This window comes from Klebsiella sp. ME-303, from assembly GCF_007910085.1.
In the GTDB taxonomy this organism is placed as follows: Bacteria; Pseudomonadota; Gammaproteobacteria; order Enterobacterales; family Enterobacteriaceae; genus Klebsiella; species Klebsiella michiganensis.
Window position 1 is genome coordinate 117,848 of record NZ_VOJB01000103.1, and the last position, 12,083, is coordinate 129,930.

11 protein-coding genes and 1 tRNA gene are annotated in these 12,083 nt (G+C 58.1%); 4 read left to right on the forward strand and 8 right to left on the reverse strand.

What is annotated here, in order from left to right; genetic code table 11:
• The first annotated feature begins 22 nt into the window (after nt 1-22).
• From FQK12_RS25740 to FQK12_RS25750, 3 genes are all read left to right on the forward strand, one after another.
• Nucleotides 23-907 (forward strand): sugar phosphate isomerase/epimerase family protein, encoded by an 885-nt coding sequence (locus tag FQK12_RS25740; RefSeq protein ID WP_004098146.1) that lies wholly within the window; start codon nt 23-25, stop codon nt 905-907.
• Between the two features lie 25 nt (nt 908-932).
• Entirely contained in the window at nt 933-1,832 is a 900-nt protein-coding gene (gene iolE, locus FQK12_RS25745; RefSeq protein WP_004098147.1) for a myo-inosose-2 dehydratase, read from the forward strand.
• Between the two features lie 168 nt (nt 1,833-2,000).
• Nucleotides 2,001-3,500: a sugar porter family MFS transporter gene (locus FQK12_RS25750; RefSeq protein ID WP_014227683.1), complete on the forward strand. Its 1,500-nt coding sequence runs from the start codon at nt 2,001-2,003 to the stop codon at nt 3,498-3,500.
• Nucleotides 3,501-3,676: 176 nt separating this feature from the next.
• On the opposite strand, the gene FQK12_RS25755 is transcribed toward FQK12_RS25750, so the two are convergent.
• The 8 genes from FQK12_RS25755 to FQK12_RS25790 all read right to left on the reverse strand — a co-directional run bounded on the left by FQK12_RS25755 (nt 3,677) and on the right by FQK12_RS25790 (nt 11,574).
• Nucleotides 3,677-4,987 (reverse strand): ABC transporter substrate-binding protein, encoded by a 1,311-nt coding sequence (locus FQK12_RS25755; protein WP_014227684.1) that lies wholly within the window; start codon nt 4,985-4,987, stop codon nt 3,677-3,679.
• Complete coding sequence (locus FQK12_RS25760) at nt 4,980-6,053, reverse strand: ABC transporter ATP-binding protein (RefSeq protein WP_014227685.1); 1,074 nt, start codon at nt 6,051-6,053, stop codon at nt 4,980-4,982. The genes FQK12_RS25755 and FQK12_RS25760 overlap by 8 nt, the downstream gene beginning before the upstream one ends.
• A 5-nt stretch (nt 6,054-6,058) precedes the next feature.
• The gene (locus tag FQK12_RS25765) at nt 6,059-6,883 is read right to left on the reverse strand and encodes a phosphodiesterase (protein ID WP_004117574.1); all 825 of its coding nucleotides are present in this window, start codon (nt 6,881-6,883) and stop codon (nt 6,059-6,061) included.
• Between the two features lie 10 nt (nt 6,884-6,893).
• Nucleotides 6,894-7,781: a carbohydrate ABC transporter permease gene (locus tag FQK12_RS25770; RefSeq protein ID WP_014227686.1), complete on the reverse strand. Its 888-nt coding sequence runs from the start codon at nt 7,779-7,781 to the stop codon at nt 6,894-6,896.
• Nucleotides 7,771-8,643: a carbohydrate ABC transporter permease gene (locus tag FQK12_RS25775; protein WP_014227687.1), complete on the reverse strand. Its 873-nt coding sequence runs from the start codon at nt 8,641-8,643 to the stop codon at nt 7,771-7,773. Before FQK12_RS25775 ends, FQK12_RS25770 begins: the two co-directional genes overlap by 11 nt.
• Before the next feature lie 190 nt (nt 8,644-8,833).
• A complete protein-coding gene (locus FQK12_RS25780) occupies nt 8,834-9,853 on the reverse strand; it encodes an NAD(P)-dependent alcohol dehydrogenase (RefSeq protein WP_004128305.1) in 1,020 nt (339 codons plus the stop codon).
• Between the two features lie 129 nt (nt 9,854-9,982).
• Nucleotides 9,983-10,561 carry a class I SAM-dependent methyltransferase gene (locus FQK12_RS25785; RefSeq protein ID WP_014227688.1) on the reverse strand — a complete coding sequence of 193 codons (579 nt, stop codon included), beginning with the start codon at nt 10,559-10,561 and terminating at the stop codon, nt 9,983-9,985.
• A complete protein-coding gene (locus FQK12_RS25790; protein ID WP_014227689.1) occupies nt 10,561-11,574 on the reverse strand; it encodes an HNH endonuclease domain-containing protein in 1,014 nt (337 codons plus the stop codon). Before FQK12_RS25790 ends, FQK12_RS25785 begins: the two co-directional genes overlap by 1 nt.
• Nucleotides 11,575-11,881: 307 nt before the next feature.
• Here FQK12_RS25790 and FQK12_RS25795 point away from each other — a divergent pair.
• Nucleotides 11,882-11,966: transfer RNA gene (locus FQK12_RS25795), tRNA-Leu, on the forward strand.
• Nucleotides 11,967-12,083: the final 117 nt, after the last annotated feature.

Sequence of the window (12,083 nt, forward strand, 5' to 3'; positions counted from 1 at the left end):
CTTCTTTGCACAGGTAACGACGATGAAAATTGCTTTTGACGTTGATGTCATTAAAGACCTCGGGGTAACCCGAATGGTCCATCAGGTGGCGGAGTGGGGCTACAAGTACATTGAGCAATCGCCGCACCCGCAGATCAACCCGTTCTACAAGCACCCGCGCGCCAGCCGGGAAATTATGGCTGAGTACAAGCAGGCGCTGCGCGATACCGGCGTGGAGCTCTCCTCGTTTATCTGCGTCTACCGCTGGTCCGGTCCGGATGAGCTGCGCCGTCAGGCGGCAGTGAAAAACTGGAAACGGCTGATCGAAATCGCGGTTGAAATGGGTGTTCAGGTGATCAACACCGAGTTCTCCGGCGATCCTAACCAGCCGGAGATTTGCGATGAGATGTTCTATCGCTCCATGGAAGAGCTGCTGCCGATTTTTGAGCGCGAAGGCATCCGCGTTGAAATTCAGGCACATCCGTGGGACTTCTGCGAAGAGAACAACGAAACCGTCGATATCGTGAAGTCGTTCCGCAGCGATAACGTTAAGTACGTTTACAGCGTCCCGCATACCTTTTTCTATGACAAAGGCGTGGGCGACGTTGAGAAGATGCTGCGCTACGCGGGAAGCGATCTCTCCCATGTGCTGATCGCGGATACCCGCAACCATACAAAACACTGCCGCTATATCGTTAACCCACCGGGCGTAGATGCCGTCGTTCACCAGCACGTGGGCGTCGGAGAAGGGGATGTTGATTTCGACGCGCTGTTCCGCACCCTGCGCGATATGAAATTTGCCGAGCAGACCTTCAAGGTCGGCGGTGAGCCGATTGTGGCCACCTCGCTGTTCGGCTACCCGGAAAAGATGAAATACCAGGCAGTGGAAACCCGTGAACTCATCGAACGTGAATTGCTGCGCCGGTAAGGCGCAGCGGCAGGAGCCCCCTACTATGAACAAAGATAACGTAAAACTGGCTATCGCCCCGATTGGCTGGACTAACGACGATATGCCGGAGCTGGGCAGCGAGAATACTTTCCAGCAAATCGTCAGCGAAATGGCGCTGGCGGGCTTTACCGGCAGCGAAGTCGGCAGCAAATATCCACGCGATCCGGCGGTTCTCAAGCCGATGCTGGATATCCGCGGCATTCAGATTTGCAACGCCTGGTTCAGCACCTTTTTTGCTAACGGCCAGCGGGAAAAGACCATTGATGAATTCGTTAACCACATGAATTTCCTGCATGCTATGGGCGCGAAAGTGATCGGCTGCTCTGAGCAGAGCGGCAGCATCCAGGGGCTGGAAAAGCCCATCCTGGAGAATGCGAAACCGTGCTTTAGCGAAGAAGAGTGGCAGCGGGTGGCGGAAGGCTATAACACCCTCGGTCGTCTGGCGGCGGAAAAGGGCATGCAGGTTTGTCTGCACCACCATATGGGCACCGGTATCCAGACGACGGCAGAGATCGACAAGTTTATGTCGCTGGTGGATGACAAAGTCTTCCTGCTCTACGACACCGGACACGCCTGGTATTCCGAAGGCGGCGAAGAGCCGATGCTGGCGATTCTGAAAAAATATCTGCCGCGCATTAACCACGTGCACCTGAAAGACGTGCGTCCGCCGGTGATCGAGCAGGTGCGTCGCGAAGGGCTCTCCTTCCTGGACGGCGTGAAGAAGGGGACCTTCACCGTGCCGGGCGACGGCGTCATTGATTTCCGTCCGGTGTTCAAGCTGCTGGACGAGCATGGCTATAAAGGCTGGATGGTGGTTGAGGCCGAGCAGGATCCGGCGCTGGCCAACCCATTCGAATATGCCGTAAAAGCGCGCAAATATATCCGCGAGACGGCAGGAATCTAATCGTTGTTTTATTTTCAGGCCATACGTCGTATGGCCTGCTTTTTTTACCCCATCACTCAGCAGTAGCTCAAGACGTAGAACGAAAACAACACGTCGGTGAGGCCTCGGCCTCTGCATTCAGACTAGAGCAAATCTTCCCTCAAACAAGGCGGGTTACTGGAGTCTATTATGTCTAAGGAACAATACCTTACACTCAATAAAGCGTCGGGACCGAATAGCGAGACCCCGACAACGCCCTTTGTAAAAGTTGTCGCCCTGATCGCGACGCTTGGCGGTTTACTTTTTGGCTATGATACCGGGGTGATTTCCGGTGCCTTACTCTTTATGGGCACCGAGCTTCATCTTACTCCCTTTACCACCGGTCTGGTCACCAGCTCGCTGCTATTCGGCGCCGCCTTTGGCGCGCTGCTTTCTGGCAATCTGGCGAATGCGGCGGGCAGAAAGAAAATTATTCTGTGGCTGGCGGTGCTTTTTGCCATCGGCGCGATAGGCACCTCTATGGCGCCGGACGTTAACTGGATGATTTTCTTTCGTCTTATTCTCGGCGTGGCGGTCGGCGGGGCGGCGGCCACCGTTCCGGTCTATATTGCCGAGATAGCTCCCGCGAATAAGCGCGGACAGCTGGTTACTTTGCAGGAGCTGATGATCGTATCCGGTCAGCTGCTGGCCTATATTTCTAATGCCACGTTCCATGAAGTCTGGGGCGGGGAAAGCACCTGGCGCTGGATGCTGGCGGTGGCGACGCTACCCGCCGTGCTGCTCTGGTTTGGCATGATGTTTATGCCGGATTCACCGCGCTGGTACGCGATGAAAGGGCGCCTGGCGGAAGCCCGTCGCGTGCTTGAGCGCACCCGGCATAAAGATGATGTTGAGTGGGAGCTGCTGGAGATCACCGAAACGCTGGATGAGCAGCGCAATCTCGGTAAGCCCCGGTTCAGCGAGATTATGACCCCGTGGTTGTTCAAGCTGTTTATGATCGGTATTGGTATAGCGGTTATCCAACAGCTTACCGGTGTAAATACCATTATGTACTATGCCCCCACGGTACTGACCTCGGTTGGTATGACTGATAATGCCGCGCTGTTTGCCACTATCGCCAACGGCGTAGTCTCCGTATTGATGACATTCGTTGGCATCTGGATGCTTGGCAAAATTGGCCGTCGCCCGATGACCATGATTGGTCAGTTTGGCTGCACCGCTTGCCTGGTCTTTATCGGTGCGGTCAGCTATCTGCTGCCGGAGACGGTTAACGGCCAGCCTGATGCGCTGCGCGCCTATATGGTTCTGGCAGGGATGTTACTGTTTCTGAGCTTTCAGCAGGGGGCGCTATCGCCAGTGACCTGGCTGCTCATGTCGGAAATATTTCCAACCCGCCTGCGCGGTATTTTTATGGGGGGGGCGGTATTTTCAATGTGGATTGCCAACTTCCTGATCTCCCTGTTCTTCCCGATACTGCTGGCGTGGTTAGGGCTTTCAGGCACCTTCTTTATCTTCGCCGGTATTGGCGTATTTGGCGCGATATTCGTAATTAAATGCGTACCGGAAACCCGCCACCGTAGTCTTGAACAAATCGAGCACTATCTGCGGGATAAGCTGGACACCAGTGAAGAAGGGCAGGCCGCCAGGGCCCGGCGAATAATGGCTGAATCGCAGGCGGATAAAGTGTAACGCTGATTGCCAACGGTATCTGCAATGCTGGAGCGGTGCTCAGCGGTCTGCACGGTCCGGGCTAACGAGCCGTATCGAACGATCCCCTCCCCTTGAAAAGGGGGAGGGGGCACACTGCTTCCGTACGGTATTGCAGAAGATACCTCAGCTATCTGCGGGGATAGTGAGGGAAAGGCCTACTTCACTTCCGCCAGCGCGGTCTTATCGACGTAGGGCTTCATCAGCGCATCGGCCTCCTTCTGCGCCGCCTGCACCGCGGCTTCCGGGGTGACTTTGGCATCGTTGACCACCGCGGCCAGCTGGTTTTCCATCGCTTTACGCACGGCAACGGTCTCCCAGGTGGAGTACCACGGATGGGCATACTTCAGCTGTTCGAGGGCGATAGCCGCGCGCGGATCCTGCTGCAGATACGCCTTCATTTCCGGCGTATCGTAGGCGGCCTTACGCGGGGAGAAGTAGCCGGTAAAGCGGCTCCAGGCGCCGTTGACCTGCGGGCTCACCAGATACGTCAGGAACTGATACGCCGCTTTTTTCTGCGCGTCGTTGATGCCCTTGAAGCTTACCAGGCTGGCGCCGCCGATCGGTACCGCGCGCTGCTCTTTGGCCGGCAGCATCGCCACGCCCAGCTCAAAATCTTTGCTGTTCTCGCGCATAAAGCCCAGCGCGCCGGTACTCAGCATCGCCATCCCAACTTTGCCGGAGAAGAAGCTGGCGCCGATCTGTTTCGAATTCAGCACGCCGGAAGGCATGACTTTGTCTTTATAGACCAGGTTCTGCCAGAAGCGCAGGGCGCCGATGGTGGTTGGCGTGTTGTAATAGACTTCGCCCGGATAGTCCTCGTTAAAGTATTTCCCGCCGTTGGCGCGCACCAGCGCCGAGAAGATCCAGCCGCCGTAATCATCGTTGGTCGACGGCAGCATGATCCCCCACTGGCCTTTGCTTTCGTCGGTCAGCTTTTTGGCGTCCGCCAGCAGCTCGGCCCAGGTTTGCGGCGGCTGTTTGATCCCGGCCCGATCGAACATCGTTTTGTTGTAGTAGAGGATCGGCGTCGAGTTATGGAACGGGATCGCATAGGTGGTGCCCATCACCTGGGCGTTTTTATGCATTGCGGGCCAGAACGCCTTCACCAGAAAATCCCCCGCTTTTTGATCGCCATACTGGAACAGCTCGTCCATCGGCAGGATCTCATCCTTCAGCGCCAGATCGGTGGTGAAGTTAGCGGACATAATCACCAGCGCGGGCGGCTGCCCGGCCTTCTGCGCCGATTCGGCTTTGATCTTGGTGGTGTCGTAGTTGCCGGTAAAGATCCCGCGCACTTCGACATCCTGCTGCGACTCGTTGAATTGCTTAATGACGCGGGTCATCTCCATGGTCAGCTTGCCGTCCACCGGCGCCGGAAACATGAAGTCGATCTTCTCTTTCGCCAGCGCCGCGCCGCTCAGGGCAAGGCTGAGCCCAACCGCGAGAGCGGTGAGAGGTTTAAACATGGTCTGTCTCCATCAGTAAATTATGCTGTTTCTCAGCATGAAAAAGATGCACATCGGCAGGTGAAAAGCCGAGGATCAGCGAATCGCCTTTCTCCGGCACCGCGCCGCGATGGCGACGGCTAAAGCGTAGGGTGCCGATGGGGGTGCTGACGTGGAGCAAATAATCGGCTCCCATCAGTTCTCGTTGCAGCACGGTGGCGGGCAGGCGCAGATGGCTCTCCTCCACGCGGTCGCTGATATGTTCCGGGCGAATGCCTAACCACACCCGGGATTCTTCACGGTAGCGCGGCGGCAGCGGATAGCGCAGCTCACCCAGTAATACCTCACCATCAGCGCAGGGCAGTGAGAGCAGATTCATCGCCGGAGATCCGATAAACCCGGCGACAAACAGGTTGGCCGGGTTGGCGTACAGATACTCCGGTCGCCCGACCTGCTGTACGTGGCCGCCGTTCATCACCACGATGCGGTCGGCCATCGACATCGCTTCCGTCTGGTCATGGGTGACGTAGACGGTGCTGGTTCTGAGCTGCTGGTGGAGGTCCATAATGCTGTCGCGCACTTCGCTACGCAGGCGGGCGTCGAGGTTGGAGAGCGGCTCATCCATCAGGAACAGGCGCGGATTGCGCACAATCGCCCGTGCCATCGCCACCCGCTGCCGCTGGCCGCCGGAGAGCTTCGCCGGTTTGCGATCGAGCAGGGTATCCAGCTGCAGCATCTGCGCGACTTTATCCACCCGCGGCTGCCAGCTGGTCTTCTCCTCTTTGCGCACCTTCATGCCGAAGGTGATGTTGTCGCGCACCGACAGGTGCGGAAACAGCGCATAGTTCTGGAAGATCATCGCGAAGTTGCGCTCTCTGGGCGACATTTCGGTGATGTTCTCATCGTGCAGCCAGATCTCCCCCTCGCTGACCGGCTCCAGCCCGGCGAGCAGGCGCAGCAGGGTGCTTTTACCGCAGCCGGACGGGCCCACCAGCACCACGAATTCCCCTTCGCGAATATCCAGCGACAGGGCGCTGAGGGCCGGTTTACCGTCAAACTGTTTACTGATGTTTTGCAGACTAAGCATGGCGTTTAGCAATCTTCCGTTGGGCAGCTGATATTTTCGTCGTACATCCACGGTCCGGCGTAATGGGTCAGAGGATGCTGATAGCTCACCCACTGCTCGTCGACCTGGCGATGCATCAGGCACGACGCCGGAGAGAGGTCGTAATACGGACGGGTATCTTCATGAAAATAGGGCACCTGGTGGACGGTTCCCGGGATGGTGGAGATGATGGCCTGGCGATACTGGGTCATGGTCAGGCTGTGGTTATGGCCGCAGAAAATGCGCGTCAGCGACGGGAAACGCTCAACCAGCGCCAGCAGACGATGGCCGTTTTCGCAGGCGATAGGGTCCATCTGCGCGTTGCCCAGCGGCAGCGGCGGATGATGCATAAACACCGTCGCCGGTTTATCGCCGCCATCAAACAGCTGGGCTTCCAGCCACTTGATGGTTTCCTCGGTCAGCCAGCCTTTCGACGTACCCGCCCGGCTGGAGTCGATAAACAGCAGGCGAGTGGCAAAATCGTCTACCGCATAGTGCATGTTTTGCGCGTCGCGGCCGAGCTGCGGGCACAGCGGATGCAGGTACTCCAGAAACAGCGCTTTATCGTCGTGGTTGCCGGGAATGAGATACAGCGGATAGTTCAGGCTGCCGAGGATCTGGCGGGCGACCTCATACTCTTCCGGGCGGCCGCAGTTGACGATATCGCCGCTCACCACCACCGCGTCCGGACGCTCCTGCAGGGCATTCAGCTGGGAGACGACATCGGCATTGGCGGCGTTGACGTCAATAAAGCCGTACAGCTTCTGGCCGCGGCTGCGGAAATGGGTATCGGAAATTTGCGCTAACAGCATGAAGAGCTCCTTATTTGATCCCGGAGAAGCCGAAGCTTCGCAGGAACTGTTTCTGGAAGAGGATGAACGCCAGCATCAGCGGCAGGCAGACCATCAGCGTGCCGGCGCCGATGATGCCCCACTGACCGCCGGATTCTGCGCCCATGGCGAACGAGACCAGCCCCACGGTCAGCACCTGTTTGTCCGGGTCGTTCAGCATCATCAGCGGCCACAGATACTCGTTCCAGTGGTAGGTAATGCTGACGGTGGCGAAGGCCAGCACCGACGGCCAGGACATCGGCAGCAGCACGCGGAACAGCACCTGCCACCAGCGACAGCCCTCCATCAGCGCCGCCTCTTCCAGCTCTTTGGGTATGGCCAGAAACGCCTGACGCATCAGGAACACGCCGAACGCCGAGGTGAAGTAGGGCATCATCACCCCGGTGAGGGTGTTGAGCAGGCCGAAGGTTTTCAGGGTCAGCATGTTCGGCACCATCATCACCACCGGCATGATCATCAGCTGGACGAGGAACATCAGGAACAGCGTCTTCTTGCCGCGAAACTCGTGGCATGCGAAGACGTAGCCGGCGGTGGTGATGGTCAACAGCTGCACGAAGAAGGTGCCGAAGGTGAAGATAAGGGTGTTGGCGTAGAGGCTCAGCCAGTCGGCGCTGGCCCAGGCATCGCGGAAGTTATCCAGCGTCAGCGGCATACGGGGCAGCAGCGAGGCCATATCCTCGCCGAAGGTCGTGGCGCTGAACGAGGTCGCCAGCATCCATAAAAACGGGCTCATCCACAGCAGCGCCAGGCAGCACATTAATACCGTGAGCGTAAAGGGCTGCGAGCGGCGCAGGCGCAGCCAGAGTGGGCGCGATACGCTGTGCGATCGCAGCGCCAGCGGCGAGATTTCAGCGCTCATAGTGCGCTCCTTTCTCCAGCAGTTTGAGGTTAATCAGCGAGAAGGCAAACAGCCCGGCCAGCGTCAGGAAGGTGGCGGCGGAAGCTTTACCTAAATCATGGGTGTCCCAGGCGAGGTTCTGGATGTAGTAGAGCAGCACGGTAGTGGCGTTATCCGGCCCGCCGCGGGTCATCACCGCCACGTGGTCGATCTGGGTGATGGAGTAGATCAGCGCCGTGGTTATCACGAAGCTCAGGGTCGGGCGCAGCAGCGGCAGCGTGACCTTAAAGAACACCTGCGTGCGGGTGGCGCCTTCCACGATCGCCGCTTCGCGCGTGGAGGCCGGAATGCTTTGCAGCCCGGCGAGGAAAAACAGCATGTAGTAACCGGCGAACTTCCACACGCCAATCAGCGCCAGCGCCAGCAGCGCGCTATTGCTGCGCCCCAGCCAGTTGTTGTTCATCGGGCCGAACAGCTTCGCCAGATAGTGATCGAGCAGGCCAAGGCCGGGCATAAAGATAAACAGCCACAGCGCGGCGGCGCTGACCATCGGGATAATCATCGGGAAGAAGAAGGCGGTGCGCAGCCAGCGGTTGACGCGGTGATTCTCGGTCAGGGCGACCGCCAGCAGCAGGGCGAGCGTCACGCCCGGTACCACCGTCAGCAGGATATAAAGCAGATTATTCACCAGCGACTGCCAGAAGACGCTGTCGGCGAACAGACGACTGAAGTTCTCCAGCCCGACATACTGGCCGCCGTCGCTGACCATGCGGGTATCGAACAGGCTGTCATAAATCGATCGCCCGAGGGGGAACCAGGTAAACAGCAATAAAAACAGTAGGGAAGGCGACAGTATCAGCCAGGGGAGCCAGGTTTTTCTCATGGTGGCGGACGTCTCATTCAGGCGTTTGTAGAAGCCCGGATTGTGAGAAGGATTGACTGCAAACGTATGGCGGGGAGATGACGGTTTAATGACCAGGGAAACAAGCGCCGGGCAGACGGGCCGCCCGGCATCACCCCGGTCAGTGGCGTTCAGGCCGCGCGGCTGCGGCCTGAAGCATGACGAGGAACGATCAGAAGTCGGCTTTCAGCACCACGCGGTAGCGGGCCTTGCCCTCGCGAACGTGCTTCAGCGCCTCGTTGATCTGCGACATCGGGAACAGCTCGGTGGTCGGCGCGACTTTGCTGCGTCCGGCAAATTTCATCAGCTTGCGCAGCTCGGCCGGGTTGCCGGTGGCCGAGCCGGAGATGCTGCGGTCGCCGCCAATCAGGGTGAAGGCGGGGACCGGGAACGGCTTCATTACCGCCCCGACGGTGTGGAAGTTGCCGCCATACGCCAGCGCTTCAAAGTACGGCTGCCAGTCGAGGTCGACGGCGACGGTGTTGATAATCAGGTCGAACTGGCCGGCCAGCGCCTTTAAGGCTTCGGGATCGCGACTGTTCACCACGCGATCGGCGCCCATTGCCAGCACTTCCTGCTCTTTCGCCGGATTGGAGCTAAAGGCGGTGACTTCCGCGCCCATCGCGTGCAGCAGCTTGATGGCGATATGGCCGAGGCCGCCAATGCCGATGACGCCGACGCGGCTGTTGGCCGTGACGTGATGCATCAGCAGCGGCTTGAAGACGGTAATGCCGCCGCAGAGCATCGGCCCGGCGGATTCAAGATCGACGTTTTCCGGCAGCGGGATCACCCATTGCCAGTCGGCGCGCAGCTTATCGGCGAAGCCGCCGCGGTTGATGATGGTGGGCACCGAGCCTTCCAGGCAGTTCACGTGGTTGCCGCTGATACAGGCGTCGCAGTGGCCGCAGCTGCGCGCCGTCCAGCCAATGCCGACCTTCTGGCCAACCTTCAGCCCTTTATCCTGCGCCGCGCTGCCCAGCGCCGCCACCCGGCCAATCACCTCGTGACCGGCCACCAGCGGATAGCTCGACATGCCCCATTCGTTGTCGATCATCGACAGGTCGGAGTGGCAGATCCCGCAGTACTCCACCTGCACTTCGACATCTTCCGGCTTAAGGTCGCCGGCATCGTACTCCCACAGCGACAGATCGGCGCCCGCTTCTTTGGCGGCGTAACTTTTAATAGTGCTCATGACAGTTTCCTTGGGTTTGGCGTAGTTAAGAAGGAAGTGTAGAGCATGGGGCGAGGGGACGCTTGGCAGAAGGAGGGGGGAAGCTTGCGTAAGCCGGCTTCTCCGCGAGAGAGAAGCCATCACGACAGTTCAGCTTTTAAGTAACAGCGCGTTGAGCCAGATTTCGCTCCGCTCCGGGCGCTTATCCACCGTCTGCCACATGTTGGCGAGACGGATATCCGCCAGCGGTTCGATCAGCGCCGTCAGCTCTGCTTCGTCGAGATCGGTAAACCGCCGCCCCTCTTTTTCTCGCTCGCCTGAACCGTATTTAAATGAGACGTACCAGACGCCGCCGGGTTTGAGGGCCGTAGCCAGTTTGTGCATCACTCCCGGCAGCTCCGCGGCGGGAACGTGCAGCAGCGAAGCGCAGCACCAGATGCCGTCATACCGCGCGTTTTCGCTGATACTTTGAAAGGTCGCCTGACGCACGGCCAGCCCGCTGTGTTGCGCAGCCCGCTCGACCATTGCCGGTGAGGCGTCAAACGCCTCGACCCGGTAGCCCATATCGGCAAAGGCTTTGGCATCGCGTCCGGAGCCGCATCCCGCATCGAGGATCAGCCCGTTCGGTTCAATTGCCCCGATAAAAGGCGCGTACAGAGAGGTCATATCGACAGCGACGGTTGAAGCCACAAAGCTGTCAGCGTTCTGCTGGTAGTAGTTGATTGTCATCAGAATATATCCGTTCCGGCGGCCTGAGGTTCCCATTCATGAAGGAGCGTAATGCGCGCAGTGTTCCAGATTTTGGCGAGGAAGTCATCGCGGCGGGCGGTCGTGTTGCCGGTCTGACGGATTAAGGTTTCACGCAAGGGAAGGTGGCTGGTAATAAAATATTCGTTTCTGTCGCGCAGGCGGCGCAGCAATTTTGCCGACGGTACCCGCATAAACTTGCCTTTCTCCCCGCGGTTGCAGCTCTTGCAGGCGAGTACCAGGTTCCAGACGCCGTTGATATTCGCCACCTCGCCGCGCGCCGCCCACGGGATAAAGTGGTCAACGTCGGCCAGGTTCGCATCCCCGCTTTCGAGACTGATCGGCGCATAGCAGTAAAAGCAGCGGCCTTTTTGGTAGCCGTTCAGGCTGTCGCGACAGCTGGAGATGGCAACTCGTCGGGTATTCAGGGTGCTGAAGAGCTGCTGTTCGGCGGCATCATATTCCACGGCGAACAGGCTGCTGGCGATGTTCATTGCCCACGCCTGCTCCACCAGACGCCAGCGGGCGTCCGTTTCGTGGATCAGGTTCTGGTACTGCTGGCGCTCCGTCAGAGAATAAAAGTCGTCGGTCAGACGGATGCCTTGATGCGTTTTACGCTCGTCGATAAAAAAGCGCCTGGCGATTTCGCCCTGATTCACGTTATGAAATTTATCCAGCACCACGCTAAAGCCGAGCTTAACCGTTGCCGCGATGAGCTGATCCTGGGTTATCTCCTGGCGATTGAAGCGGCTACAGGCGCTGAGAAACTGGCTTTTTGGCGACGTGATCTGTTTGGGGGCGTGCTCAAGATGGCGACACAGATGCTGGCTGAACGGCACCGCCAGCTCCTCGAGGCGTATCAGATCGCTACCGTCGCGGCGGATATCGTACAGCGCATGCGCCAGCGCAAACTTATAGGAGGCGACGTTTTTGCCAAAAAGAATAATGCCGCGCCAGTAGTTCTCCAGCGTCGGTTCGATCTGATAGAAGCGCATTGCGGAAATCCTGTTTTGGGAAAGTACCGGCGTTATTACGCGTACTAATAACAGGATCTGATAACAAATTGCCGAAAATGTAAACCGAATTGAGCCGTTTGCAGGATTTTGCGAGCAGGCTCGGAGAAAGAGGAAACCGCGAGTGGGAAAGGTGAGAACGAGGGGTTTATATCTGGAACGTATTGAATGTTGGCCGAAATGCGGCTTGCGCTGTTTTTTTCAACACTTAGCGTGGCGATCGCACTCTGCCGCTTGCGCAGCAGCCAGTGACAGGTATAATCCAGAACGTTTTCCGTATCCTTTCCGTGCCGGAGTGGCGAAATCGGTAGACGCAGTTGATTCAAAATCAACCGTAGAAATACGTGCCGGTTCGAGTCCGGCCTTCGGCACCATACGATGCAATTAAGTCGCCTAAGGGCGGCTTTTTTTATTTCTGAAATCAGCTAGATACTCTAAATTCTGTTCGTTTCTTGTTCTCATAATATCTGATGGTATCTGTTGGCATATCG